The organism is Arthrobacter sp. FW306-07-I, assembly GCF_021800405.1.
Lineage (GTDB): Bacteria > Actinomycetota > Actinomycetes > Actinomycetales > Micrococcaceae > Arthrobacter.
In genome coordinates, this window is the sequence record NZ_CP084550.1 from 126,322 (window position 1) to 149,423 (window position 23,102).

At 66.5% G+C, this 23,102-nt stretch carries 27 protein-coding genes; 13 read left to right on the forward strand and 14 right to left on the reverse strand.

What is annotated here, in order from left to right; translation table 11 throughout:
* Positions 1 to 22 precede the first annotated feature (22 nt).
* From LFT46_RS00610 to LFT46_RS00625, 4 genes are all read right to left on the reverse strand, one after another.
* On the reverse strand, positions 23 to 763 hold the full coding sequence (locus LFT46_RS00610; protein WP_236820940.1) for an SDR family NAD(P)-dependent oxidoreductase: 741 nt from the start codon (positions 761 to 763) through the stop codon (positions 23 to 25).
* A gap of 93 nt (positions 764 to 856) precedes the next feature.
* A complete protein-coding gene (locus tag LFT46_RS00615; RefSeq protein WP_236820942.1) occupies positions 857 to 1,090 on the reverse strand; it encodes a hypothetical protein in 234 nt (77 codons plus the stop codon).
* Between the two features lie 90 nt (positions 1,091 to 1,180).
* Positions 1,181 to 2,146 carry a hypothetical protein gene (locus LFT46_RS00620; protein ID WP_236820943.1) on the reverse strand — a complete coding sequence of 322 codons (966 nt, stop codon included), beginning with the start codon at positions 2,144 to 2,146 and terminating at the stop codon, positions 1,181 to 1,183.
* A 92-nt stretch (positions 2,147 to 2,238) separates the two neighbouring features.
* Complete coding sequence (locus LFT46_RS00625; protein ID WP_236820944.1) at positions 2,239 to 2,886, reverse strand: cyclodeaminase/cyclohydrolase family protein; 648 nt, start codon at positions 2,884 to 2,886, stop codon at positions 2,239 to 2,241.
* A gap of 146 nt (positions 2,887 to 3,032) precedes the next feature.
* Here LFT46_RS00625 and LFT46_RS00630 point away from each other — a divergent pair, with 146 nt between their 5' ends.
* Both LFT46_RS00630 and LFT46_RS00635 read left to right on the forward strand, forming a co-directional pair.
* Complete coding sequence (locus tag LFT46_RS00630) at positions 3,033 to 3,824, forward strand: alpha/beta hydrolase (protein WP_236820945.1); 792 nt, start codon at positions 3,033 to 3,035, stop codon at positions 3,822 to 3,824.
* Between the two features lie 42 nt (positions 3,825 to 3,866).
* Positions 3,867 to 4,823: a carbohydrate kinase family protein gene (locus LFT46_RS00635; RefSeq protein WP_236820946.1), complete on the forward strand. Its 957-nt coding sequence runs from the start codon at positions 3,867 to 3,869 to the stop codon at positions 4,821 to 4,823.
* 89 nt (positions 4,824 to 4,912) lie between these two features.
* Here the strand turns inward: LFT46_RS00635 and LFT46_RS00640 are convergent, their stop codons facing one another.
* On the reverse strand, positions 4,913 to 5,695 hold the full coding sequence (locus LFT46_RS00640) for a matrixin family metalloprotease (protein WP_236820951.1): 783 nt from the start codon (positions 5,693 to 5,695) through the stop codon (positions 4,913 to 4,915).
* 474 nt (positions 5,696 to 6,169) lie between these two features.
* Positions 6,170 to 7,348 (reverse strand): ABC transporter substrate-binding protein, encoded by a 1,179-nt coding sequence (locus LFT46_RS00645; protein WP_236820952.1) that lies wholly within the window; start codon positions 7,346 to 7,348, stop codon positions 6,170 to 6,172.
* A gap of 290 nt (positions 7,349 to 7,638) precedes the next feature.
* On the opposite strand from LFT46_RS00645, the gene LFT46_RS00650 reads away from it, so the two are divergent.
* The gene (locus LFT46_RS00650) at positions 7,639 to 7,785 is read left to right on the forward strand and encodes a lmo0937 family membrane protein (RefSeq protein WP_236800501.1); all 147 of its coding nucleotides are present in this window, start codon (positions 7,639 to 7,641) and stop codon (positions 7,783 to 7,785) included.
* Positions 7,786 to 7,868: 83 nt separating this feature from the next.
* Here the strand turns inward: LFT46_RS00650 and LFT46_RS00655 are convergent, their stop codons facing one another.
* Both LFT46_RS00655 and LFT46_RS00660 read right to left on the reverse strand, forming a co-directional pair.
* Positions 7,869 to 9,167: a Y-family DNA polymerase gene (locus tag LFT46_RS00655; protein WP_236820953.1), complete on the reverse strand. Its 1,299-nt coding sequence runs from the start codon at positions 9,165 to 9,167 to the stop codon at positions 7,869 to 7,871.
* A 23-nt stretch (positions 9,168 to 9,190) separates the two neighbouring features.
* Positions 9,191 to 9,622 carry a LexA family protein gene (locus LFT46_RS00660; RefSeq protein ID WP_236800503.1) on the reverse strand — a complete coding sequence of 144 codons (432 nt, stop codon included), beginning with the start codon at positions 9,620 to 9,622 and terminating at the stop codon, positions 9,191 to 9,193.
* Positions 9,623 to 9,759: 137 nt separating this feature from the next.
* On the opposite strand from LFT46_RS00660, the gene LFT46_RS00665 reads away from it, so the two are divergent.
* The 4 genes from LFT46_RS00665 to LFT46_RS00680 all read left to right on the forward strand — a co-directional run bounded on the left by LFT46_RS00665 (position 9,760) and on the right by LFT46_RS00680 (position 12,498).
* Complete coding sequence (locus LFT46_RS00665) at positions 9,760 to 10,317, forward strand: hypothetical protein (protein ID WP_236820955.1); 558 nt, start codon at positions 9,760 to 9,762, stop codon at positions 10,315 to 10,317.
* Positions 10,318 to 10,435: 118 nt separating this feature from the next.
* The gene (locus LFT46_RS00670) at positions 10,436 to 11,254 is read left to right on the forward strand and encodes an HAD family hydrolase (RefSeq protein WP_236820956.1); all 819 of its coding nucleotides are present in this window, start codon (positions 10,436 to 10,438) and stop codon (positions 11,252 to 11,254) included.
* 121 nt (positions 11,255 to 11,375) lie between these two features.
* Positions 11,376 to 11,624 (forward strand): hypothetical protein, encoded by a 249-nt coding sequence (locus LFT46_RS00675; protein WP_236820957.1) that lies wholly within the window; start codon positions 11,376 to 11,378, stop codon positions 11,622 to 11,624.
* A gap of 46 nt (positions 11,625 to 11,670) precedes the next feature.
* The gene (locus tag LFT46_RS00680; protein ID WP_236820958.1) at positions 11,671 to 12,498 is read left to right on the forward strand and encodes a glycerophosphodiester phosphodiesterase; all 828 of its coding nucleotides are present in this window, start codon (positions 11,671 to 11,673) and stop codon (positions 12,496 to 12,498) included.
* A 33-nt stretch (positions 12,499 to 12,531) separates the two neighbouring features.
* On the opposite strand, the gene LFT46_RS00685 is transcribed toward LFT46_RS00680, so the two are convergent.
* Complete coding sequence (locus LFT46_RS00685) at positions 12,532 to 12,900, reverse strand: hypothetical protein (protein ID WP_236820964.1); 369 nt, start codon at positions 12,898 to 12,900, stop codon at positions 12,532 to 12,534.
* 135 nt (positions 12,901 to 13,035) lie between these two features.
* Between LFT46_RS00685 and LFT46_RS00690 the strand changes: the two genes are divergently transcribed.
* Complete coding sequence (locus LFT46_RS00690; protein ID WP_236800509.1) at positions 13,036 to 13,272, forward strand: DUF6480 family protein; 237 nt, start codon at positions 13,036 to 13,038, stop codon at positions 13,270 to 13,272.
* Positions 13,273 to 13,326: 54 nt separating this feature from the next.
* Here LFT46_RS00690 and LFT46_RS00695 read toward each other — a convergent pair whose 3' ends face one another.
* The 3 genes from LFT46_RS00695 to LFT46_RS00705 all read right to left on the reverse strand — a co-directional run bounded on the left by LFT46_RS00695 (position 13,327) and on the right by LFT46_RS00705 (position 17,783).
* A complete protein-coding gene (locus LFT46_RS00695) occupies positions 13,327 to 14,388 on the reverse strand; it encodes an EAL domain-containing protein (protein ID WP_236820966.1) in 1,062 nt (353 codons plus the stop codon).
* A 171-nt stretch (positions 14,389 to 14,559) separates the two neighbouring features.
* Positions 14,560 to 16,107, reverse strand: a complete 1,548-nt coding sequence (locus LFT46_RS00700; RefSeq protein WP_236820968.1) for a putative bifunctional diguanylate cyclase/phosphodiesterase — start codon at positions 16,105 to 16,107, stop codon at positions 14,560 to 14,562.
* A 20-nt stretch (positions 16,108 to 16,127) separates the two neighbouring features.
* A complete protein-coding gene (locus tag LFT46_RS00705; protein ID WP_236820970.1) occupies positions 16,128 to 17,783 on the reverse strand; it encodes an ATP-binding protein in 1,656 nt (551 codons plus the stop codon).
* A 226-nt stretch (positions 17,784 to 18,009) separates the two neighbouring features.
* Here LFT46_RS00705 and LFT46_RS00710 point away from each other — a divergent pair, with 226 nt between their 5' ends.
* The 5 genes from LFT46_RS00710 (at position 18,010) to LFT46_RS00730 (ending at position 22,036) form a co-directional block, all read left to right on the forward strand.
* Positions 18,010 to 18,786: a class I SAM-dependent methyltransferase gene (locus LFT46_RS00710; protein WP_236822101.1), complete on the forward strand. Its 777-nt coding sequence runs from the start codon at positions 18,010 to 18,012 to the stop codon at positions 18,784 to 18,786.
* Positions 18,787 to 18,961: 175 nt separating this feature from the next.
* Entirely contained in the window at positions 18,962 to 19,411 is a 450-nt protein-coding gene (locus tag LFT46_RS00715; protein WP_236800513.1) for a hypothetical protein, read from the forward strand.
* An 89-nt stretch (positions 19,412 to 19,500) separates the two neighbouring features.
* Entirely contained in the window at positions 19,501 to 19,947 is a 447-nt protein-coding gene (locus LFT46_RS00720) for a hypothetical protein (protein ID WP_236800514.1), read from the forward strand.
* An 83-nt stretch (positions 19,948 to 20,030) separates the two neighbouring features.
* Positions 20,031 to 20,840, forward strand: coding sequence for an SDR family oxidoreductase (locus LFT46_RS00725; protein ID WP_236820972.1), 810 nt, complete (start codon positions 20,031 to 20,033; stop codon positions 20,838 to 20,840).
* Between the two features lie 74 nt (positions 20,841 to 20,914).
* A complete protein-coding gene (locus LFT46_RS00730) occupies positions 20,915 to 22,036 on the forward strand; it encodes a glycerate kinase (protein WP_236820979.1) in 1,122 nt (373 codons plus the stop codon).
* On the opposite strand, the gene LFT46_RS00735 is transcribed toward LFT46_RS00730, so the two are convergent.
* A complete protein-coding gene (locus LFT46_RS00735; protein WP_236820981.1) occupies positions 22,033 to 22,383 on the reverse strand; it encodes an LPXTG cell wall anchor domain-containing protein in 351 nt (116 codons plus the stop codon). The two genes, LFT46_RS00730 and LFT46_RS00735, sit on opposite strands and share 4 nt — an antisense overlap.
* A 56-nt stretch (positions 22,384 to 22,439) precedes the next feature.
* Complete coding sequence (locus LFT46_RS00740) at positions 22,440 to 23,102, reverse strand: DUF6766 family protein (RefSeq protein WP_236820983.1); 663 nt, start codon at positions 23,100 to 23,102, stop codon at positions 22,440 to 22,442.

Here is a 23,102-nt window from a genome sequence, read left to right on the forward strand (position 1 = left end):
CAATCGATGAGGGGGCGGGGAACTAAGCAGGCGCGTCCAGCGTGACACCGGTGTGCTCGGCGAGCCGGTCCAGCAGGGCGTCCTGGAACTGGGGATCCTGGGTGGCGGGGTGCGGGGTCTGCCGGCGCTGGTGGTACCAGTAGCCGCCGCTGGCCAGCGCCGCCAGGTCGTCGCTGGTGGCCAGCCATTCCTGCGTGCGGTGGCCCAGTTCCAGGCTGTCCGGTGCGGACCGGCCGCCCATCCTCGTGGGCACCCAGCCGGGGTCCACCGCGTTGCTGGTGACGTTCGGAAAAAGCCGGGCCACGGCTGCCGACAGCGCAGTGACCTGGAGCTTGGTGGTGGAGTAGGAGGCCGTCGTCGTCCGTCCTGACCAGTCCAGGCCGTCCAGGCCGGTGTCGCCGCCGCGGTGCATGCCGCTGCTCAGGTAGATGAGCCGGCGGGGGCCGGAAATGAGGGCCGTCAATAGGTAAGGTGCCACCACGTTCACTGGCAGCAGCGCGGCGCCGTTCAGGACACCAGCGTTGTGGATGATGGCGTCAACGCCGCCGATCCCGTTGACCTGGTCGGCGACCCCCCGGACTTCCTGATCCACTGCCAGGTCGCCGACAACGCACAGTGCCCCGCGGTCCAGCAGGTGCTGCACCGCGGGGAGCCGGTGGGAGGAACGGGCGTGCACGATCACCTCGTGGCCGTCCTGCAGGAGCGAGGCGGCGGCGGCCCGGCCCAGCCCGTCGGTGGATCCGGTAATGAAGACGCGTGCCATGCGGGACCTCCCTGGTTTGTGGGTGTTGTCCCTACGCTACTTCTGCCGGCTTTAGTTCATGACGCAGGCCGCGCCCGGCAGCAGCGGGTGCGCTCAGCGGCGTTTGCGGCTCAGGACCAGCGTCAGCAGTCCACCAAAGGCAAGAAACAACAGGCCCCCTACCAACAGGCCGGGGTTCACGCCCGTGTTGGCCAGCGTTGATGGAGTTGAGGAGTAGCCCACTGGCATTGCCGCAGCGGCTGCATTGGCTGCGACACCGCCGAAGGCCAAGAGTCCGCCTGCGAAAGCGGTACCGAACAGGCATCTGCGGAAGGTGCGGTGCATCATGGGGAATTCTCCTGAAAGTTGAATTGGGGCTACTGCTTACCCCGGAAGCTGGCGCGTGCCCGCGCGAAAGCGACGCGGGGAGGGCCTTAACTAGTCAGGTGAAGAGCCGGGGTCGAAGGACACCGGAGAGGGGGCGGTAAGCAAAGGGCCCCCGATGGCAGACGTCCCAGCTGCCGGGGCTGGGAAGTGAGGTGAGCTGGTCCAGCCCGAAGCCGCCGGGTCGTTGCCACCGGATAGGCTGCTTCCGCTCGTGGCAGCACTTGGCACGGCAGGGGGAACATCCCACGGCGTGCGGAATGGCGCGTCTTCGGGGCCGGCCTTGAAAAGCACCGGCGTTACGGCCGCAAGCTTCATCTGGACCCGGCTTTCCGGGCTGGTGCTTTGCAACAATCCGGGGGACTGCGCGGGACCCGTCACGCCCCCGGTGGTCTGCGGCAGTTCAGCAGCTGGGGGAGAGGCAGGTGCGGGCTCCGGAGCGGGAGCCGCGGTGACATTCGTAGTGACGGGAAGGACCGCGACGGGCTCTGCTTCCGGGGCAGCGATGGGCAGGGGCATTGCGTCGATGACCGGTTCAAGGGCCGGTTCAAGGACCGGGTCCAGGGGTGCCAGGACGGTAACTGCCAGCGGAACAGCAGCCCCCACCGTCCCGTCCACGATGCCATCCACGGCAACCACTGCAGGATCCACCACAGCCGCTACCGTTCCCGAGGGCACAAGCTCGTTGGCCGCCGGAACCGACTGCACAACATCCTCGGCCAGGCCGGAGACCTCCTCCGCGGCGGGGCGGAGGGACGGCGCCGGAACAAGTGAAGCAACCGTGGAAGCCGTGGCCGTGGCCTTCCCGCCGTCCGGCCCTGCCACCACCGGTTCCGGGTCATCTTTACCCTGGTGGGTAAGGTTGGCGGCGGCAGCATCCAAAACCCCCGGAAGCAAGTCGCGGGAGGGTGAGGAGTCAGCCGACGCGCCCGCGGCCGACAGGGCAATCCAGGCTGCAGTTGCCGCCACAGCGAGCAGGAGGGGCCGGAGGAACGCCCAAGCAGTGCTTTCGGACTTCACGTGGTACCCCTCCCCACAGGTGCGCTTCGGCAAGCAATGCTGTCCACCATAAGCACAGGTCAGGTGGCAGGTCCAAATGCGGTGCGTCAGTGTCAGAGGGCATCCGTAGGGGCAGCGCGGTTATCGATGGCTGCGGTAAGTTCGTCAATCCGGTCCATCCCGGCGTTGAGTTTTTCGACGGCCGCCCACAGGTCCGGGTGTTGCTCACGGACCTGTTCCAGGTCCGTGCCGGCCGATCGGAGCGATCCGAGATCGAAACTGACATTGGTGCGTGCACCCGCCACAGCAGCGCGGAGGGCACCGAACGCGACGACGACATCCGCTACCAGTGCACGGTTGCCATTGGTCGCCAGCCAGGCGAGGTCGTCGATCGCTTCGATGGCCCGCTCGCCAAGGACGGCGGAAGCAGCCGCGGCCTCCACGGATGCGCGGCGGATTGCTTCGTCCCGCTCGTCCCCCGGCTCCAGCCGGAAGGCAGCACCGAATGCCTTGGACGCCGAGGCGTCGTCATCTGCCAGTCGAAGGGCTTCCTGGCGCAGCTCCTGGGCCCGCTCACGTATCCGATCCGGCTCGCCGCCGTCGTCCCCGCTGTAACCGGCAACCATCGACGTCAGCGACGCCGCCACCGCCAGCATCAGCCCCGTGCCCGCCCCGCCGCCGGGCGACCCCGTGGACTCTGCCAGCGCGCGCGTCCATTCCTCAACCGTCGATTCCTGGGTGGTCACTTCAGGCTTTTCCATACCAGGAGGCGTGCCCACAAAGGCCTCAGGCTAAACGATGGAAGGGCAACGGAGCCGCGGACCGCACAAACTGGCCCAGTTTTCACGGCCGTGGCCCCGAAAGTCCGCGGCATCTCCGCGGAACCGGGCAGCTAAAGTGGGCCAGTGTGACGCACCGCCACCGCTATGACTACGGCCAGGACCCCAACCAGTGGGGCGAACTGTTCCTGCCAGACCTTCCACCTGGTGGGAAACACCGAGGCGTAGTGGTGGTGATTCACGGCGGTTACTGGCGCTCGCAGTACGGGGCAGAACTGGGGGAGCCGCTGGCGAAGGACCTCGCCGAACACGGCATGGCCGCCTGGAACCTGGAATACCGGCGGGCCGGGAACGGCGGGGGCTGGCCCGGCACCATCCAGGACATCCTCGCGGGGATCGACAAGCTCGCCGCGCTCGCGGAACCGCACGCACTGGACCTGGGCAAAGTGGTGGCGCTGGGCCACTCGGCCGGCGGCCACCTGGCAGTGTGGGCCGCAGGCAGGGACCGGTTGCGCGGGCTTGGGCCTGCAGACGGCCTGCAGATGGAGCACGACGGCGTCCGCCTCACCGGCGTGGTGAGCCAGTCCGGCGTCCTCAACCTGGCCGAGGCCGAACGCCTGAACCACAGCAACGGAGCCGTGGCCAATCTGCTGGGCGGACCGTCGTCGGACTTCTCCGTGCTGCACCGTGTGGCTGACCCCATGGCCGCCCTGCCGCTGGACGTCCCGGTGTTTGCCGTCCACGCCGCGGAGGATGTGGACGTGCCGCTGAGCATGTCCACCACATACGTGGATGCCAGCAGCGTGGGCCCTGTGCCAGCGGAGCTCGTCATGGTGCCGGGCGATCACTTCTCCCTGATCGACGTCACCGCGGAAGCCTATGTGACGTGCCGGGAACTGGTGGGCAGGCTGCTGCGCTGACACGAACTGCTGGCAGCGGCCTATTTCTGGCAGAGTATGACCATGCTCACAGTGATCGGCGAAGGCCTTGTTGACGTTGTCCAGCGCGCCTCCGGAATCCAGGCCCACGTGGGCGGCAGCCCGCTAAACGTGGCAGTGGGCCTGGCCCGGCTGGACCATCCGGTGCAGTTCATCGGCCGCTACGGCCGGGATGCCTACGGGGATTCGGTGGCAGCGCACCTGCGGGCGAGTTCGGTGATGCTGCCGGTACCCCCGGATGACTTGCCTACCAGCGTGGCCACTGCGCTGATTGACGACGACGGCGCGGCCACCTACACGTTCGATCTCGCCTGGGAGCTTCCCGGCATGGGGGACCGGCTCGGCTTCATGCTGCAGGGCACCACGCTGCTGCACACGGGGTCCATCGCCACCATGCTGAAGCCGGGCGCCACCGAGGTGCTGGCTGCCGTCGAATACGCCCACCCGTCCGCCACCATCAGCTTCGATCCGAACTGCCGGCCCAGCATCATCACGGACGTGGATTATGCGCGGGGGCAGGCGGAGAAGTTCGTCACGCTTTCGGATGTGGTGAAGGCGTCCGACGAGGACCTGGCCTGGCTATACCCGGGGGAGGACGTGCTGGATTCGGCGCGAAAGTGGCTGGCGCTGGGCGGTGACGAAGGACCGGCAATGGTGGTGGTGACCCGCGGCGCGGAGGGCCCCTGGGGTGTATGCCGCGCCGGCGAAACATCCGTTCCCGCGCCCAAGGTTGAAGTGGCGGACACGGTGGGTGCGGGGGACTCGTTCATGGCGGCGCTGCTGTCGGGCCTGGTGGACCGCGAGCTGGACGGGGCGCAGAACCGGCAGGACCTGCGGGAACTCCCCGTCGAGGCCTTGGCTGAGCTCCTGGAGCACGCTGCCCGTGCGGCAGCGGTCACGGTCTCCCGTCCCGGCGCGAACCCGCCCACCCGCGCCGAGCTGCACGGTGTTGAAAAGCGCGGCGCCGAAAAGGAAGCCTAAGCCGGAATCGACTGCTCCCTAAGTGCCGTTTTGAGGGTTCAAAAGGACATTTACGCGGCAATCGATGGGGGTTCTTCTTCGGGCGGGCGTCACAACTGCGGCACGCAAGGGCCGCTTCCCAGCAGCGCAAGCCCCGCCCGGTCGCCGGCGGCGAAGTCCTGCACGCCCTTGTTCTCGGCGTACATGAGCTGGGTGGGATCATTGACGTGGGCCAGGCCCAGCACGTGTCCGAGTTCGTGCATGATGATGGCCCGCACTTCCGCGGCGCCGTCCGGCCGGCTGGCCATGATGCCGGCGAGGTCAGGGGCGTCCAGGCTGATTTGGCCGGCGGCGAGGACCAGCGGTTGCCCCACGGCTTCCGCGTACCCGCTCCCGCCGAGGCCTGCCACGTTTCCGGCGAGGTCGGGCGTTTCCGTCGGCGTTGACCAGGCGATCAGCACTGGGGCCCAGCGCTTCCCGTAGCGGTCAGGCTGGAAAGCTTGCCGCTGATCGGCCGGCGCCTCCGTAGTGGGCCCGTCGTAGACGAACTGCAGCCCGGAGGCGCGGGAAACTGATGCCACCGCTTCGCTGATTAGGGCGGCTCCATCCGGCAAGGCATTGTCCGGACGCACAACGTAGTGCACGGGGCGGCACGGATCGTACGCTACTAGGGACTGTCCCGCCCTGGGCGACTCCTGCAGCATGAAGGCAGTGGAACCGGTGCTTGCCGGTGGCGTCCCGAGGGGAGAAGGAGCGGCCTCGACGCCGGGCGGCGGCACCTTCGCGCCGGGCAGGTACGGGGCAGCGACAGGGAGGACCACGCGGTCGAAGAGCGTCGGTGTGAAGTACAGGCAGACCACGACGGCGATTCCCAGCATCGTCCTGAACTGCACCGACCGCTTCGGCCGGCGCTGTTGCTTCCTTGGCCGGCGCCGGAATTTCCCCCGGCCAGGCGGGGAAGGGTCAGGACTGCGCCAAGGTGCCGGGGGCTCGGCCTTTCCAAGAGCTTCATCGATGGCCCACTGCGGGATCCGTCCGCTGGCGGAACGGCGGACGTTGGGTGGGAGAAAACCGCCTGGGACCTTCGACAGCGAATCCCTGTTTGTCCCGAAACCGTGCACCGGCAACCCCCAATCCTTCGCCGCCCGCCGCAGGGCAACCCCCTCAGCCTAGCGGCGGGCTTTCCAGCCTTGGCGCCGCAAAAGCACAGGATTTGCGCAAGAAATCAGCGCCGGCACCGAGGCGTAGTGGACCCAGGTAGGCCCGGCTGCGGGGTGCAGGTGGCGCCGCCCACCCGCCGATTGCTGCCTACTTGTCGTTCTGAGGGTGCAGAAGGACAAGTACGCAGCAATGGATGGGGGTGAGAGCTACTCCTTGCCGAGTCCCGCCGCCGAGGTCTTGTCGCCGGACACGCTGTTGAGCGCCCGCAGGTCGAAGATGCCGTTGATGTCGGCCTGCTTGGTAGTGCCGGCAGTCACGCCGTCGGCCAGGAGCTTCTGGTAGGTCCCGGCCAGCGGGTCCACCGTGAAGACGATGTTCTTCAAGGAGCGGTCAATAACGTCGGGCTTGAGCTCGGCGCCGGCAGCTTCCTTCAGTGCCGCGTTGATGACGGTGGCCTTCTCACTGGTGGACGCTGAGTTCAGCCACTCAACCGATTTCACGTGGCCCTTCAGCAGGGCCTTGACGGTGTCCGGGTGGTCCGCGGCGAATTTCCGGTTCACGATCAGGATGGTGGTGGGGAACTCGCCCGGCTTGCCGGACAGCGAACCGTCCCACAGGTCCTTTTCGTCCACCAGTACCTTGGCTCCGGCGGTCAGTACCAGGCGTGAGGCCCATGGCTCAGGCAACCACGCGCCGTCGAGCTTTCCATCCTGGAACAGCTTGAGGGTCTGGGCGTTCTCCGTGGGGTTGATGGCGACGTCGCCGCTGCCATCGACGTTTGTCTTGTATCCCTGGGACGAAAGCCAGGCGCGGAGCGCCACGTCCTGCGTGCCGCCAAGCTGCGGCGAAGCCAAGGTCTTGCCCTTCAGGTCCGCGGCGGAGTTGATCTCCGGCTTGACCACCAGCTGCGCACCACCGGCGGCTGCGCCGGCGATGATGTTGACGGATTCGCCCTGGCTCTTGACGAACGAGTTGATGGCCGGATTCGGTCCGATGTAGGTGGCATCGATGGCGCCCGCGTTCAGCGCTTCGATGGCTGCGGGGCCGGCGTTGAAGACCTGCGTGCTGAGCTTGGTGCTGCCGAGTTCATCGGCGATGAAGCCCTTGCTGACGCCCACCAGTGCGGGGGCGTGCGTGACGTTCCCGAAGTAGCCCAGCTTCAGTTCGGCGGCGGGGTTGCCGGACGGGACGGTCTCCTGCGTGGCGGCAGGGGTGGCGCTGTTGACGGAGGAGGCGACGGCGGCTCCCCCGCCAATGAGTGCCAGGACGGCTGCCGCGATCCCAATTTTCAGGCCTACCGGGCGTTTGGGTTTGGCGGACTGGCCGGCGACGATGCGGGTGGAGCCTTGCTGGTTCTGCGGACTGTTGTCCTGCGGGTTTGCCATGGGTAAATCCTTTGCTGGGGCGGATGCTGAGACGAGATTACGGAGCGCCCGGCGGCCCGACAATCGATCATGTAGCAGGCGTTCACGGGGCGACTCGCAGGCTCAACGCGGCGTAGCGGGAAGTCAAAATTCGTCCCGGGACGTCTTGGTTCGGGCTGATAGGCAGCCGGTATCGGCGGCGGATGCGATCGACGCTTGCTTTTCCTGTTTCGCCTGCATTGATTCAGCTGCCGCCTTGGTGGGTACGTGGCCCGCATGGGGATTTTGAAAAACTAGTCAAGGAGACTCTCATGTTGCTTTGGATCGCCATTATCATCGCTGTTCTCTGGCTTCTCGGACTGCTCGCGAACATCGGCGGCGGCCTTATCCACATTCTTTTGGTCGTTGCAGTAGTCGTCCTGATCTTCCACTTCGTCACAGCCCGGAAGCGCGTCTAGGCGGGCAACGTCCGGACTAAGACTTCCATGCAGGAATGAGGTCCCGCCGCTGGCACTGTGCCGGCGGCGGGACCTGCCGCTTTTCAGGCCGCTTTGACCAGGGGGAGTTCGTCCCAGTGCGTGGTGTACCGGGGGGAGCGCATGTCCCGTTTCATGGTCCAGTCCAAACCGGACTTGATGCCCGCGTGCCCCAATCCGATGGCACCCCGCCCGAAACGCCTGCTCACGTCCTCAAGCAGCGGCCCGATCCCGCGTTCCTCATGCCGGTTCTCGAACGGCTCCAGCGGCGGCTGGTTTCCCGTGGGCCGCAGGTCGGTGAGCATCAGGCCCGCCTTGGCGTACTTCAGCCCTTCGCGGGTGTGGGGCAACAGGGCGTGCGCGGCCTTGGTGAGCAGCAGCGGATCCGCCGTGGGCATGGGCAGTGAGACGCATACCGAGGGGTAGGCCTGCTCGTTGTCCCTGAACGGGGAAGTGGCAGCAAATGCCGTCAGGACCTTCGCCTGCAGCCCGTGCTTTGAGAGCCTGGCGCTTGCCTGCTGCCCGTAGATGCTGAGCACCTCCCGAAGGCCTGCGGTGGTGGTCACAGGCGTGGCGAAGGAGCGGGAGAAGATCAACTGGTCGCGTCCAATCCGTTCCTCCTCCATGGGGATGCAGGGGGTGCCGCGGAGCTCCAGGACGGTGCGCATCAGGACCACGGAAAACCTGTCGCGGATCACCACGGGGTCCGCGCGGACCAGGTCCAGGACGGTGAAGATCCCCAGGACGTTCAACCGCCTGGTGAGCCGGCCGGCGATGCCCCAGATCTCATCCACGGGCAGGCGGCCCATCAGCGCCTCCCGCATGTCTGCCGGGACCGACTCCCAAAGGCAGACCCCGCCAAAAGCAGGATTGTTCTTGGCCCACTTATTGCAGAGCTTGGCCAGGGTCTTGGTGGGCGCAATGCCCACGCAGACCGGGACGCCCACGTGCCGCCGGACTGCCTCCTTCATCCTGCGGCCCAGGGCCAGCAGCTCTCCCGGGCCGCCCTTCACGCCCAGAAATGCCTCATCAATGCTGTAGACCTCCAGCCAGGCCGAGTACCTGCCCAGCAGTTCCATCACACGGGCGCTGATATCCCCATACAGCTCATAGTTGCTCGACTTTGCCACCAGGCCCCACTCCTTGGCCCGCGGCGCGAGCTTGAACCAGGGTTCACCGGTGGTGATGCCCAGGGCTTTCGCCTCGGGGGAGCGGGTCACCGCGCACCCGTCGTTGTTGGACAGCACCACCAGCGGGCGTCCCTCCAGGGAGGGGTCGAACGCGCGCTCGGCCGAGGCATAGAAGCAGTTGACGTCCACATGAGCGATCTGCGGCATCTGCCGCATCACCATAGGCTTAGCCATGGGACTTCCCAGCCATCACGGCCTCAAACATGGTGCAGGCACCTGGTGGCAACGCCCCAGACGGTCAGCTCGGACAGGGCGGGCACATGGATGTCCGGGTACTTGGGGTTTTCCGCCTGGAGCAGCACCCCGGTGCGGGTAATGCGGAGGCGCTTGACCGTCAGTTCGCCGTCAAGCACCGCGATCACCACGGATCCGTCCTTGGGCTCCAACGCCCGGTTCACGATCAGTTCGTCGCCGTCACTGATGCCCGCTCCCTCCATGGAGTCACCGGTCACGCGGACCACGAAGGTGCTGGTGATGTCCTTGATCAGGTGCGCGTTCAGGTCGATCCGGCCGTCAAAGTAGTCCTGTGCGGGCGACGGAAAGCCCGCCGCCACCGCCACGGGCGAGATCAGCACCGAGAACAACGAGGCACCCGCGTCTATCACGCGGGGACCGACAATAACGCCCACAACACACCTTTATTCGAAAATATGTTCGATAGTTTCAGTGTAGCCCCGGAGGCTGACAACCGGCACTCCTCACGGCCCAGGGCGCGGAGAGGCTAGGCTGGGAGCACTGTCAGCTCTGGGGGAAGCGGATGCGGTTCGTGCGGTTTTGGCTGGTTCCTGCAGCGATACTCGCCGCGCTGACGGGCTGCGAGTACAGCGGCCCGCCGGAGGGGCAGGCGAAGCCGTCAGCCCCGCCGACAACGGCACCTCGGAACCTGGACACCGACCAGGCGCGGGGAGTGGAGTTCCTCATGAACCCTGCGGACGGCGCCGCCGGCCGCTACGCCTTCCGGCCGGTGCCGGCCTCCCCGGAACTTGCCACCGGCATGCTGCAGGGCGCGGACGGGCTGAAAGTGGCGGTCCATTCCGGCCAGCCTTCCGCTTCCGGGCCTGAGGCGGAGCTCAGAGGCACGCTGGCCAAGGACGGGGCAGGCTGCGTCATCCTGCAGTCGAAGGATGGGGACGATTACACGCTGATCTTCCCCGAAGGAACCAGCCTCGATGGCGAAACACTCCTCCTGCCCGCCGGCCCCCGGCTTGCCAACCAGGACCCGGTAGCCCTCACCGGCAACCGGGTCCCCGCCGATGAAAGCCTGAGCATGTGCCTGAATTATGCCCGGCTCTACTCCGTGGAATCGGCTGCCATCATCCCCTGATGAAAGGGGCACGTCCGTGATCCAACAGACGCGGGAGGTGCGTTGCGGGGAAGTACGACGACGCCCTGCCGCCTTCCAGCGCACTCCGGCTGCCCAATGACCCACGTAGACTTGCAGGATGCGGCTGGTAGCAAGCGATATTGACGGAACGATCCTCGGGCATGACGGAAAAATCAGCCCCCGCACCGTCCGCGCCTTCCACGCCTGCCGTGATGCCGGCGTCGAACTTGTCTTTGTTACAGGCCGGCCACCCCGGTGGCTGCACCCCCTCGAAGAACAGCTGGGCCACACCGGCCGCGTGATCTGCTCAAACGGTGCCGTGGTGTGGGACCTGGAAGCGGACCGCCTGGTCTCCGCCCGTACCCTGGCCATCAACACTGTCCTGGAAGTCCGGCACATCATCAAGGAGCTCCGCCCGGCTGCGCTGTTCGCCGCGGAGACGCTCACCGGCTTCCATCTGGAACCGGGCTTCATCGAGAACGAGTCCAGCGAGCTGCTCGCCGAATTCACCCCGGCGCCGCTGAAGGACACGCTCACGGGCGAGGACTCTGTGGTGAAATTCCTCGCCATCGTCCGCGACGGCACGCCTGACGACTTTCTCGCCGAGGTGGCTCCCGCTGTCGGACACCTGGCAGCGGCCACCCATTCTTCGCCCGGCGTCGCGATGCTGGAACTGTCCCTGCCCGGTGTGAACAAGGCCGTCACGCTGGCCGAGTATGCGTCCGCCTTGGGCATTGGGGCCGCTGACGTAGTGGCTTTCGGGGACATGCCCAACGACATTGAAATGCTCCGGTGGGCCGGCCACGGCTATGCCATGGCCAGCGGCCACCCCGAGGCCATCCGCGCGGCGGGGCAGCAGGCACCGCATTTTGACGACGACGGCGTGGCCCAGGTTTTGGAGGCCCGCCTCGCTTCCCTGGGCGTCCAGTTTTCCTGAACCCCAGCCTGCCGCATCCGGCGCCACCGTTTTCCCAGCTTCCGCTCACTTGGCGTTTACCTTCCCGCCGTAGCGTCAAGCGTGGAGAGCAGGCACCTCCGCCGGCTCGAAGGGGGTAACGATGGCAAGAAGCACCAAGCAGCACGCAGCCGAGGCGCCGCTCCGCCCAGCAACGCCCGCTCCGCACTGGAAGCAGCTGCGCCAGGGCGACCGGGTCCGGGTCCTCTTTTCACCCGGCTTCGAATCGGGCGGCGTGGTGGACACCATTACGCCGGACCACACGGCGGTCTGGGTCCACCTCGACGGCGGCCGCGGGCGGACCCTGCTGCACTGCGGTGACGGCGTGGACATCCTTCCCTGCGCTGGCTGAACTGCCGCGCTGACTGAAGGCCTCGGGCCTCGGGTACGCTCGCAGTGTGACCCTGCCCTTCTTCGAGCACCCGGACGACGCCGGGCGGCAGCTGCCCATCGCCATGGCCCACCGCGGGTTCTCGGGCGAGGGTCTGGAAAACTCCATGGCCGCGTTCCGCGCCGGCGTTGAACTCGGCTTCCGGTACCTCGAAACGGACGTCCACACCACGTCCGACGGCGTGCTGCTGCTCTTCCACGACGAAACCCTGGACCGGGTGACGGACGGCAAGGGCCGGGTGGCGGAGCTGCCCGCGGCGGAGGTGGCAAAGGCGCGGATCAACGGCCGCGAGCCCATCCCCACCTTCGACGAACTGGTAACCCAGCTTCCAGACGCCCGGCTCAACCTCGACGTCAAGGACTGGGGCTCGGTCCGCAGCACTGCGGCCGCCATCGAGCGGCACCAGGTGCACCACCGGGTGCTGGTCACCAGTTTTTCGGACCGCCGACGGCGGGCGGTGCTGAAGCTGCTCAGCCAACCGGTGGCTTCGTCCGCCGGAGTGGCCTCGAATGCCCTCTTCACGCTGCTGGGCCCGCTACTGCCACGCCCGGTGTTCCGGCGGCTGATGCGCCGGACTCTGCGCGACGTGCACGCACTGCAGGTACCCGTCCGCTATGGACGGATACCTGTAGTCACTGCCGGCTTCATCCGGCGCGCCCATGAGCTGGGCCTGGTGGTGCACGTATGGACCATCAATGAGGAGGCGGAAATGCGCCGGCTCCTCCACCTTGGCGTGGACGGGATTGTCACGGACCGGGCGGACCTGCTTCGCGACGTGCTGCGGGCGCGCGGCCAGTGGCGGCATGCGCCCGGGCCGGAGGACCCGGCCGGCTGAAGCGCACCCGGCTTATCCAACCTGTCGGGAGACTTAGCCGCGGTCCGCTTCGGTGGGCGCTGTCGCATCGCCGGCCAGGCCGCCGTCGTCCGACGCCTCGTTCTGCTTTTGGTCGTTCCGGGCCATGTCGCTGTGCGCCCTGAGGTTGTCCGTCTCATCAACGTCCCCGCCCAACGGGCTGTTGGACACCGGGGCCGGGGCGGCCCCGGTCTTGAGGCCTGGAGCCTTCTGCTTCTCCGCCTCCATCGCATTCGAACCCTCACTCAGGGAAGAGTGCACTTCAACGTCGTCATTGGGGTCCGCCGGATTCGGAACATCCATCTTTTCTGTCGGCTTGGATGTCCCGGCCAGGTCCTCCATCGCGTTTTCCGCTGCCTTGCCGATGCTGTCGCCGATTCCCATCTGACTGCTCCTTCCGACGTCGTATGCCGGCGCCCCAGCGGCTTACCGGCCCTACTCCTCCAGAATTATCAGCATGCTTACAATTAGTCCAGTGCTGGGGAACCGAACCGCAGCCGGAGAGGAAGGAAAGGCAGCATGAGCACTTACCATCCGGAAAATGACCCCGCGAATCCCGACCGTCCCGGGAAGGACGATGTTGGCGCCGCCCAGCCCCACCTCGCTGAGCAGCGCAGCAAAGAGTCGGGCGGATCGCCGAACCCCGACCCTGCGGAGGGCAACGTCACCGGCCTGGAGCCGGGCGGGGGAGTTCCTCCCGGGGAGACCCCGCCCGCCGAGGACCAAATGAGCAGGGACCAGGGCCACTCCGAGTAGTGCCTGGGTGGGCAGCGGCTGGCGGCTTTCGGTCCGCCGGCCGCTGGTCCATCGTCACGACGCCGTTGTGCCCCGCTTCTTCCGCGACTCGCCCGGGCCGGCCAAGTGGCGCTCCAGGCCGTCCATGTCCAGGCGCGTATTCCAGTTGGCCCAGTCCTCGGGCCGGACGGACGGCCGACCCAGCAGGTAGCCCTGGCCGGCGCTGATGCCAAGCTCGGTGAGGGCCTTCAGTTCGCCCACAGTCTCGATGCCTTCCGCCACCAGAGTCACACCAATCTGCTCGGTGAAGTCCACCAGGCACGACGCAAGGGCGTGCTGCAGCCCGTCCTTGTCCACATCGGCGATGACGTTGCGGCCCACCTTGAGGAAGTCGGGCCGCAGGTGGATCATGCGGCTCAGTGCCCCTGCGCCGGTGTGGGTGTCGTCGACGGCGATCCGCAGCCCCTTTTCGCGCAGCGGATTAATCGCAGAAATAAATTGCAGGTATTCCTCTTCCGGAATATCCGCGGTCAATTCGAGAACCACCCTGTCGATGGGAAGCTCGATGTGGTCGAACAGCTCCGGCAGCCGCGGGTCCGTGCAGGACGTGGGCGAAATGTTCAGCGAAACATATAGGTCTTCCGGCAGGGTGCGGGCCGCCGCGGCAGCGGAGCCGAGCGCAGAAAACTCAAGGTTTGCCCCAAGGCCCACGGCGGCTGCCTCGGCGAACCACAATTCAGCGGCGGCTCCGTCGTCGCTGACGAAACGGGAGAGAGCCTCTGCACCCACCACGGTTTTTCCTTTGAGCCCATAGATCGGCTGGAAGGCGGTCATCAGCATCTGGTTATCGAGCAGGGCGCTTATCCGGGACATGCTGCGGATGGCGTCCAACTGCTCTGCGAACTGCGGTGGCAGGGCGGGCGGGGTCAGGCGCATTTCCCTGGCCGTTTCCAGCGTCTCCACCGTATTGGCATCACTGCGCCTGGTCTCAAGCAGATACTCCAGCAGCGCCCGCTCCGGCACGCCGGGATTTTCGTCGAGGCTGTTGCTCAACCGCTGCCGGACAGCCGCTCCCGCAGGATCCGTATCCGCCAGGACAGCGGCGATAATTCCCCATGCCTGTACCCGAACCGACATTAGCAACGCCCCCAGTTGACGAAGTAATGACCCAATGGCCCAATTATGTTCAAATTTCCAAACGCCTTATAAAAGTACGGTGCCGAACGACCCTGAATTCCGCGGCAGCGACGAACCGGACACCGCACGCTGATCGTATAACGGCGGCTCCAAAAGCGCAGTAGTTTTGCGCTACTGGTTAGCGCTTTCCTGCTGGTCAGCCAGCAGATCCGGGATCTGCTCCGGCGGAACGGGACGGCTGAAGTAGTAGCCCTGGGCACTGCGGCAGCCCAGGTCCCGCAGGATCTGCGCCTGCTCCGCCGTCTCAACGCCTTCCCAGACCGCCTCCAGTCCGCAGGCTTGCACCAGCTGCAGCACCGCTGCCACAAGGGCGGGCTGGCTGGGGTCGCTCTCAAGGCCAGTGATCAGCGATCTGTCCACCTTGACCCGGTCCACCGGCAGCCGGCGGAGATAGCTGATGGAGGAGTAGCCGGTGCCGAAATCGTCGATTTCAATGCCCACGCCCAGGCCGCGGAGCCCGCCCAGCGAATACCGGTCCAACTCGTTGCCTTTGACGATGGCCACTTCCGTCAGTTCCAGGACCACCTGCTCCGGCTTGACCCCCGTGTCTTGGAGGATGTTCCGCACGTCCTCAATGAACTGCAGGCTCTGCAGGTCGGTAGCGGAAATGTTGATGCGCACCGAGAAGGTGCTGTCCACCAACTCGGCGTCTGTCCAGCACCGGAGCTGCTTCACCGCGGTCTGGAGCACCCACAGGCCCAGTTCCGAGATCAGCCCTGCTTCCTCGGCAAGGGGAATGAACTCGTCAGGCATGATGAAGCCGCGGGTGGGGTGGTTCCAGCGGACCAGCGCCTCCACGCCTTCAATCCGTCCGGTACCAAGCTCCACCACCGGCTGGTAGTGCAGCGTCAGCGCGTCGTCCTTGATGGCGGCCCGCAGGTCGTCCACCAACTGGCTCCGGAGCCGCCGCATCAGCAGCAAGGCCGGCTCGAACCTGTGCAGCTTGTTCTGCCCCTCAGCCTTGGAGGCGTACATGGCGACGTCGGCCTCCATCAGCATGTCCTCCGGGGTCTGGCCTTCGCTGCCCACGCTGAGCCCGATGCTGGCACCACAGCGCACGCTGCGGCCGGGCAGTTCAATCGGGTCATTGAGCGAGGCCAGGATCCGGTGTGCCACCACCGCAGCCTGGTCCGCCGACGCCGACGGCATGACGATGGCAAACTCGTCCCCGCCCAGGCGGGCAACGACGTCGGATGCCCGGACGGCGGTCCGCAGCCTTTCGCCCACGGTCACCAGCACCTGGTCACCCGCGGTGTGACCCATGCTGTCGTTAATCGACTTAAACGCGTCGAGGTCCATCAGCAGGATGGCCGGACCTTCTGCCGGTTCCCGCTCCGGCCCCGGGCGCGCCTCCAGGGCGGTGCGAAGGGCTTCGATCAGCGCCGAACGGTTGGCCAGGCCTGTCAGCGGGTCCTGCATGGCCATTTTTTGCATCTCGAGGTGTGCCTCGTGCAGGAGCTGGGTACGGACCTGGACCCGCTGCTCGAGTTCCTCGTAAATGACCTGCAGATCTTCGGCCAGCAGGTTGGTGCCCATGATGATGGCATCCAGCTCATCCCGGGCAGGTGAGACCTCGATGCGGGAATTGAGGTCGCCGGAGGCAAGCCGGACAATGCCTTCCAGCAGCTGGGAAAGCCGGGGGTCGTCGTCGGCAAACATGGCCAGTCCTCCTTCGGCGCCTAGTTGGCCTGCACGCGGTCAGTCCCAAGGGGGAGGCAGACGGTAACCGTGGTCCCGGCGCCCAGGGTGGAGTCGACGTCGATTCGCCCGCCGTGGCGGTCCACGATGTCCTTGGAAATGGCAAGGCCCAGCCCTGTCCCCGGGATGGCACCATTCATGGCATTGGAGGCGCGGTAGAACCTGGTGAAGACGTGGTTGATTTCATCACTCGAAATGCCAATGCCGGTATCAGCGATCCGCACGGTGGCCCACTTGGAGCCGTCTTCCGCCGCATGGGATTCGCTGCCCACCTCGATCCTTCCGCCCTTGGGCGTGAACTTAATGGCGTTGGATACCAGGTTGGTGAATACCTGCTGCAGCTGCACCTCGTCGGCAAGGATTTCCGGATCCTCCGGCACCGGGTCCACGTCGATGGTCACGTTTTGCAGTGTGGCCAACGGCCGGAGCGCCGCGGCCACGAGGTCCAGTGTGTGTCCCAGACGGACCGGTGCCAGGTGCATCTCCGTGTTGTCGAGGCCGCCGCGCGAGACGCTGAGCATGTCCTCGATGAGCGTCCGGAGCCGTTCGGTGTTGCGGACCACGATGTCCAGCATCTGGTGGACTTCCCTGGACACGGGGTGCTCGGTGCTTTCCTGGATCATGTCCAGGTACGCCATGATCGAGGTCAGCGGCGTGCGCAGCTCGTGGTTCACGGTGGCCAGGAAGTCTGTCTTGGCTTTATCGAGTTCGCGCAGCTGCTTCACCACCTGCTGCTGGCTGCTGATCAGGTGGCTTTGGATCAGGCCATAGGCGGCGTTGCCTGCCACGTGCTGGATCAGCCCCAGCTCGGCGTTGGACCACGTGCGGGGCCGGTCCATCGTGGCGATCCAGATGATGCCCAGGGAGGAATTTCCTTCGCCGATGGGCACCGCAAGGGTGGAGGCGGCTCCGGCGACGGCGGCCGCTGGCTTGTCATCCGTCCTGGGCTCGGCCTCGTTCCCCTCGGCAGAGAGGGTCTCGGTCCCCGCCCAGAGCGTGTCCGCCATGGCGCGGCCTTCGTCTTCGCCGGGAAGGGCGTCCGGGGGCAGGGCCGCCAGGCCGGGTCGGTGCCACTCGGCAGTGATCGCCGGGACCCGGTGGTCCTCGAAGGTGGCCAGGACAACGTGGTCCGCCTTGAAGGTCCGCCCGAATCCGGCGACGACGTGGTTTGCGATCTCCTGGGGATCGTTGGTGGCGCGCACCGCAGCCGAGACCTCGCGCAGTTGCCCGCGCAGCCCTTCGGCTTCCTGCCGGGAGGCGCGGCGCCGGGACACCTGCTCGATCAGGACGGAGGCGCGGTGGACCAACTCCCTGGGCGCCGGCGGCTTGGTGATGCAGTCGTGGACGCCTGACGCGTTGGCCACGCCGATCTCCTGGGGGTTGTCCAGGTCCACCATTACCAGGACGGGCGCGGCAGAGGGGGCGTTTGGCAATGCTGTGGACAGGACGGCATCGGCGACGATGACGGAGGGTTCGGTGGTGTCCAGCAGGGCGGCGAGGCCATCGGCGTCGGTTACTTCGAAGACGCTGTATCCGGCTTCGCGCAGTGCCCTGGCGTTGGTGGCCAGCCGGCCGGCGTCGGGATCGGCGACGACGGCGGTGCGGGGCAGGAGGACGTCACTCGGCGCAGCCGTCACAGTGCTCCCTTCCCTCCCAGTTGAGTACATTCTAGGGGGATGGCAGCCTGGCGGGTCTACCAGGGAGGACGCCCGTCCCACCTCTGCCGTTTCCGTCCCGGTTCGCGCGATGTGCGGCGTGGCGCGCCGTAATCCAGCCCAACGTGCCGCGGCTCCCAGCAAGGGAACATATATTTGAGCCGTGTCCTCAACAAAGTCATCCTCCTCGGCCTGGCAGAAGTACCTGATGATCCCCAAACTCGTCAGGCTCTCGCGGAACGCCCCGAAGGACCGGCATAAGGCATGGGACACCTACTGGGCCGGCATTACCGCCACGGGCCCGGGCGGGGAGGTCCTGTGGGACTCCGGCAGCGACCATGAGTTCCTTGGCTACAAGGACGGTCTCCTGCGCTACCTCGATCCCGCGCTTCCCGTGGTCGACACCGGCTGCGGGCACGGCAGTTTTACCCGCGCACTCGCCGGGATCTTTCCCAGGGTCATTGGCGTTGATGTGTCGCGGCACGCCATTGCCAGGGCGCGCGCGGAGTCGGCAGGCAGCAGCACAGCAGTATTTGAAGCACGGGACATGACGGCGGATGGTGCCGGTACAGCCCTGGTACGGTCCATTGGCGCCGGCGATGACGGGGCCAATGTTTTCATCCGCGGCGTACTGCACGTCCTCGACCCGGAGCACCAAACGGCACTCGTCGAAAACTTGCGGCACCTTGCCGGCCGCCGCGGCACGGTCTTCATGGCCGAAACCAATTTCCAGGGGAATCCGGTGGAGTACGTGTCCCACCTCGGAGCCACCACCCGCGGCATTCCGGCGCCATTGGAACTCGCCATCCGCGGACTCCCCATGCCGGGGCACTTCGGGCCCGAAGAGCGCGAACGTGCCTTTCCGGCGTCGGCATGGGAACTGCTGGAGGATGGCCACGTGGCCATTGAAACCAACCCCGTGACCGGCGTCCCGGGACAGGACCGGGTGCCCGGCTACTACGCGGTGGTCCGCCCGCTCCGGTAGTCGCCCTGCAAGTAGAGCAGCCCACCAGCGGCAGCATTCCACCGGTCCCGCAGATTTTGCCCATCTTCCGCAGGCAGGCCGCAGAGTGTCTTCCGTCCCCTTGACAGCGGGTCCTGTCCGGAGGCTCCATGGTAAGTAGACTTACTAGTTAGCCCGGGGTGAAAGGAAGGCGGGCATGGCAGAAGACAAAGGCAGCAAGAACCGTGAATCGGATGGAAGCGGGGACGAAGAGGGCCTGGGGGCCGGCCCGGAGGGCGGGAAGATACGTCGCGGACCGGATTCCGCAAAGTCCCTGAAGTACTCGCAGGAAGTCACCTCAACCGAGGATGAGCCGGAGCGTGAAGGCCGCAGCCTGGCCACAACGCACCACGAAGTCATCAAGCAGTGGGCGGAAGAGCGCGATGGCGTGCCCGCCACAGTGGAGGGCACGGAACACGGCGACCATCTCGGCGTATTGCGGATCGACTTCGGTGGCAAGGACGACAAGCTCCGCCACGTTAGCTGGGAGGAATGGTTTGACACTTTCGACTCCCGAAAACTCAACTTCATCTACCAGGAACAGCGCAGCGACGGCACCCAATCGAACTTCTTCCGGTTGGAAAACCCCAACCGGGAAGACGCCTAAGCCGCACCCGCGCCCCAGCGCTTGACGCGCGCCGGATCATCCTCCGACGCTACCCGCCAACCGCCGGCGCAAGACCTACAGGACATATCATGAGCAACCTGATTCCATCCGGCGCACTGCGTCGGATGCTGCTGCCCCCCACCTACGGACGGCATGTCACCTCCGCCACCGAGTTCACCGTCCTTTCCGTGGAGGTGTGGGCCTCCGGCTTGGTGGTCAACATCCATCTGCCCTCGGACAACGCACCCGAACCGCGGCTCATCCTGCAGGACCACTTTGGTACCGAATACACCCTGCGGGAATCGGCCGCCATCGGTTCCCGCAATCTTCAGGTGTTCAGCCCGTCGGTACCGCCGGGCACCCGGAGCCTGACCATCAGGTCCGCAGACGACTCTGACGGCCGTCCCGTGGTGACCTTCGCCGTCCCGCTGATGGCCGTGCCGGAAACCGCTGATGATTCGGAGGCGGCGGGCCGCGAGGACGCGGCCGAAGCCGCCAGCGAGTCCTATCAACCGGACATGCGCCGGCCCGCCTGAGCCACCCGCCCGCCTGAGCCGCCCGCCGCCTAACCCGACGACCGTTAACCGAACGCACCGCTCGACCTAACGAAAGGCCCGCCATGCCGGATACCAGCAACTTTGCCCCCACCACCGCCATCGTTACCGCATCCGATTCCGGGATCGGCAAGGCCACTGCCGTGGCACTCGCCCGCGCCGGGATGGACGTCGGCGTCACCTGGCACTCGGACAAGGAGGGGGCGGAGGAAACTGCTGAGGAAATCCGGGGCCTGGGGCGCAAGGCTGTGGTCCGGCAGCTGGACACGACTGAACTGCGCCACGCGGCAGGCGTGATCGACGAACTTGCCGAGGAGCTGGGCGGACTGGACGTCTTCGTCAACAACGCGGGGACGGGGGCAAGCACCAAGTTCCTGGACATGGAAATCGACGACTGGATGCAGATCCTGGACACGAACCTCAACGGCGCGTTCGTCTGCCTGCAGGCTGCGGCACGGCGCATGGTCAAGGCAGGCAAGGGCGGAAGGCTTGTAGCGGTGTCCAGCGTGCACGAGTTCCAGCCGCGTGTGGGCTCATCCGCCTACGACGCCTCCAAGCACGGACTGGGCGGCCTCATGAAGACGCTTGCCCTTGAGCTGGGACAGTACGGCATCACGGCCAACACGGTGGCCCCCGGCGAGATTGCCACCCCGATGACCGGGCAGGAGGATCAGGACCCGACGACGGCGGAGCGGCCCGGGGTGCCGCTGGGCCGGCCGGGTAACGCCTGGGAGATCGCCAACGTCATCGCGTTCCTCGCCTCACCGGCCTCCAGCTATGTCACCGGCGCAGGCTGGGTTGTCGACGGTGGCATGCTGCAGATGGGACCGCAGGCGGGTTCGCACATCACCAGCCACGACTGGCGCGAAGCCTAAGCGACCCCTGGGGGAAAGTCCACATCCCGGATCTGGCAAACGCTTTCCCGACTCGTGCTGGCATGATGGACCGCATGCGCATTCTTATCGCTCCCGACAAGTTCAAGGGGTCCCTGACGGCAGCCGAGGCAGCCGCGGCCATCGCCGAAGGGGCCCTGCGGGTATACCCGGACGCCGTGGCTACCCAGTTTCCCATCGCGGATGGTGGGGAAGGCACCCTGGAAGCGGCCGTGGCGGCAGGCTATGAGGAGCGGCTGAACGCGGTGGTTGGCCCCATCCTGGCCCCGCTCGGTGCCGCCTGGGCTATCCACAAGGGTGACGGCAAGGTGACTGCCGTGATCGAGACGGCGCAGGCGTCGGGCCTGGCCGACATGGAACCGACACCGGCCAACTCATTGCGCGCCCACAGCTACGGCTGCGGCCAGCTGATCGCGGCGGCGCTGGATGCCGGAGCCACGGAGATCGTCCTGGGCCTGGGCGGTTCGGCCATGACCGACGGCGGCAGCGGGGCCCTGCGCGCCCTGGGCCTGAAGCCCCTGGATTCCGCCGGCAACGTGGTGCCCCTGGGCGGCGGTTCGCTGGCCGATGTGGTTGCCCTGGACACGAGCGGACTGGACCCGCGGCTGTCCGCCACCATCTTCCGCATCGCCGTCGACGTCCGCAACCCGCTGTACGGTCCCACCGGCGCCGCGCACGTCTTTGGGCCGCAGAAGGGTGCGGACCAGGACGCTGTGGAAATGCTCGACGCCGGGCTCCGCAACTGGGCGTCAGTGCTGCGGGAGGCGACGGGCCGGGACGTGAACGTACCCGGCGCGGGCGCCGCCGGCGGCTTCCCGGCGTCGTTCCTTGCCTTCACCGGCGCCACCCTGGAAGGCGGCTTCGCGCTGGTGGCCGACCTCACCGGACTGGCGGATCAACTCGGCCAGACGGACCTGGTGATCACCGGGGAAGGATCCATGGACTCGCAGTCCCTCACCGGCAAGGCCCCGATCGCGCTCGCCGACGCCGCCCGGGACCGCGGAATCCCTGTGATCGTGGTGGCGGGCAGGATCCTGGTGACCGTTGAGGAACTCGCCGGTCACGGCGTGGAGGCGGCTGCCCAGCTGCTGGACGTGGCATCCAGCCCGGAAGACGCCGTGGCGAACGCCGGCAAGTACCTGGCCTGGGTTACAAGCCAGGTACTCGAGGGCGCCTAGCCGACGATCGTGGTGTTCCGGCGCCGCCGGAAGATCAGGATGGCGATCGCCACCAGGACGGCCACGCCCGCAATCACCCACGGGGTGTAGTTAAGGCGCGTGTTCTCATTCTGGGCCGACTCCCCGGTGCCGGGGTTGGCCGGGCCGGTGGACGCGGTATCCCCGGGAGAAGGCGTGGGAGAAGTGCCTGCCGCCCACGCAGCGCCTGTTGATCCCGAGGCCACCTGTTCCGGGACTGCCTGGCCGGCGGCGGATGCCGGTGCCGCCGCAGTTGCCGCTCCGGCCGGCAGGGCCGGGGCGGCCAGGAGCAGCAGGGCCAGAAGGGTGGTTCGCACGAAGGTTCGCATACAGTCTCTCCTTTTGGGTGGGGCTGGTTGGATTGGTGCTGGATTTGTTGGGGTCTTCAGGCGCCGGTTTCGTAGTGGGGTTCGGCGACGGGCTTTGATTCCGGGGACCCCTTTTGCCGCAGGTAGACCGAGGCGCCCACCAGGACGCCCACGGCCAGGAATTCGCTTTGCCAGTTCTGGAAGGACTCGAACCAGAAGCGGCTGCTGCCCAAGTACTGCAGGAAGGTGATGGCGGGCTGGCCGTGGCTCTGCTGGTCCTGGTTGTACTCGTCCACGCCTCCGGCGGCGTGCAGGACGAAGGATCCAAGGAAAAGGGCGAAGAGCAGGATCGACAGGGAGTTCTCGTACAGCTTGAGCACTGCACCGCCCCGCCGCACGGGCCACGGCGTGGCCCTGCTGATGGCCGCTTGCTGCGGGTCCTCGTCCTGCGGTGCTTTCTTTCCTATCGGCTTGGACTCACTTGATCCTTTTTGGAACAGGAAAACCGTGAGGACCACGTACATGGCCATCTGCAGGAATTCGGATTCCCAGTTCTCAAACGTAGCCTCGACGAAAGCGCCGGTGCCCAGGAACTGGAGCACGGACACCGCGGGTTCGCCGTGGGCCTGCTGGTCCTCGCTGTAGGACGCGGCGCCGGAGAGGACCATGCCCACGAAGAACACCAGGAAGCAGGCCAGGTTCGCAACCAGCAGTCCGTGCTCTTTCGCCCATTTACGCAT

Coding starts and splice junctions, on each gene's coding strand:
- LFT46_RS00730 (WP_236820979.1), top strand. CDS start 20,915: ATGCGCATTCTTATCGCTCCCGACAAGTTCAAGGGGTCCCTGACGGCA.
- LFT46_RS00740 (WP_236820983.1), bottom strand. CDS start 23,102: ATGCGTAAATGGGCGAAAGAGCACGGACTGCTGGTTGCGAACCTGGCC.
- LFT46_RS00725 (WP_236820972.1), top strand. CDS start 20,031: ATGCCGGATACCAGCAACTTTGCCCCCACCACCGCCATCGTTACCGCA.
- LFT46_RS00710 (WP_236822101.1), top strand. CDS start 18,010: ATGATCCCCAAACTCGTCAGGCTCTCGCGGAACGCCCCGAAGGACCGG.
- LFT46_RS00610 (WP_236820940.1), bottom strand. CDS start 763: ATGGCACGCGTCTTCATTACCGGATCCACCGACGGGCTGGGCCGGGCC.
- LFT46_RS00650 (WP_236800501.1), top strand. CDS start 7,639: ATGTTGCTTTGGATCGCCATTATCATCGCTGTTCTCTGGCTTCTCGGA.
- LFT46_RS00670 (WP_236820956.1), top strand. CDS start 10,436: ATGCGGCTGGTAGCAAGCGATATTGACGGAACGATCCTCGGGCATGAC.
- LFT46_RS00685 (WP_236820964.1), bottom strand. CDS start 12,900: ATGGGAATCGGCGACAGCATCGGCAAGGCAGCGGAAAACGCGATGGAG.
- LFT46_RS00695 (WP_236820966.1), bottom strand. CDS start 14,388: ATGTCGGTTCGGGTACAGGCATGGGGAATTATCGCCGCTGTCCTGGCG.
- LFT46_RS00615 (WP_236820942.1), bottom strand. CDS start 1,090: ATGATGCACCGCACCTTCCGCAGATGCCTGTTCGGTACCGCTTTCGCA.
- LFT46_RS00720 (WP_236800514.1), top strand. CDS start 19,501: ATGAGCAACCTGATTCCATCCGGCGCACTGCGTCGGATGCTGCTGCCC.
- LFT46_RS00655 (WP_236820953.1), bottom strand. CDS start 9,167: ATGGCTAAGCCTATGGTGATGCGGCAGATGCCGCAGATCGCTCATGTG.
- LFT46_RS00690 (WP_236800509.1), top strand. CDS start 13,036: ATGAGCACTTACCATCCGGAAAATGACCCCGCGAATCCCGACCGTCCC.
- LFT46_RS00715 (WP_236800513.1), top strand. CDS start 18,962: ATGGCAGAAGACAAAGGCAGCAAGAACCGTGAATCGGATGGAAGCGGG.
- LFT46_RS00675 (WP_236820957.1), top strand. CDS start 11,376: ATGGCAAGAAGCACCAAGCAGCACGCAGCCGAGGCGCCGCTCCGCCCA.
- LFT46_RS00635 (WP_236820946.1), top strand. CDS start 3,867: ATGCTCACAGTGATCGGCGAAGGCCTTGTTGACGTTGTCCAGCGCGCC.
- LFT46_RS00645 (WP_236820952.1), bottom strand. CDS start 7,348: ATGGCAAACCCGCAGGACAACAGTCCGCAGAACCAGCAAGGCTCCACC.
- LFT46_RS00735 (WP_236820981.1), bottom strand. CDS start 22,383: ATGCGAACCTTCGTGCGAACCACCCTTCTGGCCCTGCTGCTCCTGGCC.
- LFT46_RS00625 (WP_236820944.1), bottom strand. CDS start 2,886: ATGGAAAAGCCTGAAGTGACCACCCAGGAATCGACGGTTGAGGAATGG.
- LFT46_RS00700 (WP_236820968.1), bottom strand. CDS start 16,107: ATGTTTGCCGACGACGACCCCCGGCTTTCCCAGCTGCTGGAAGGCATT.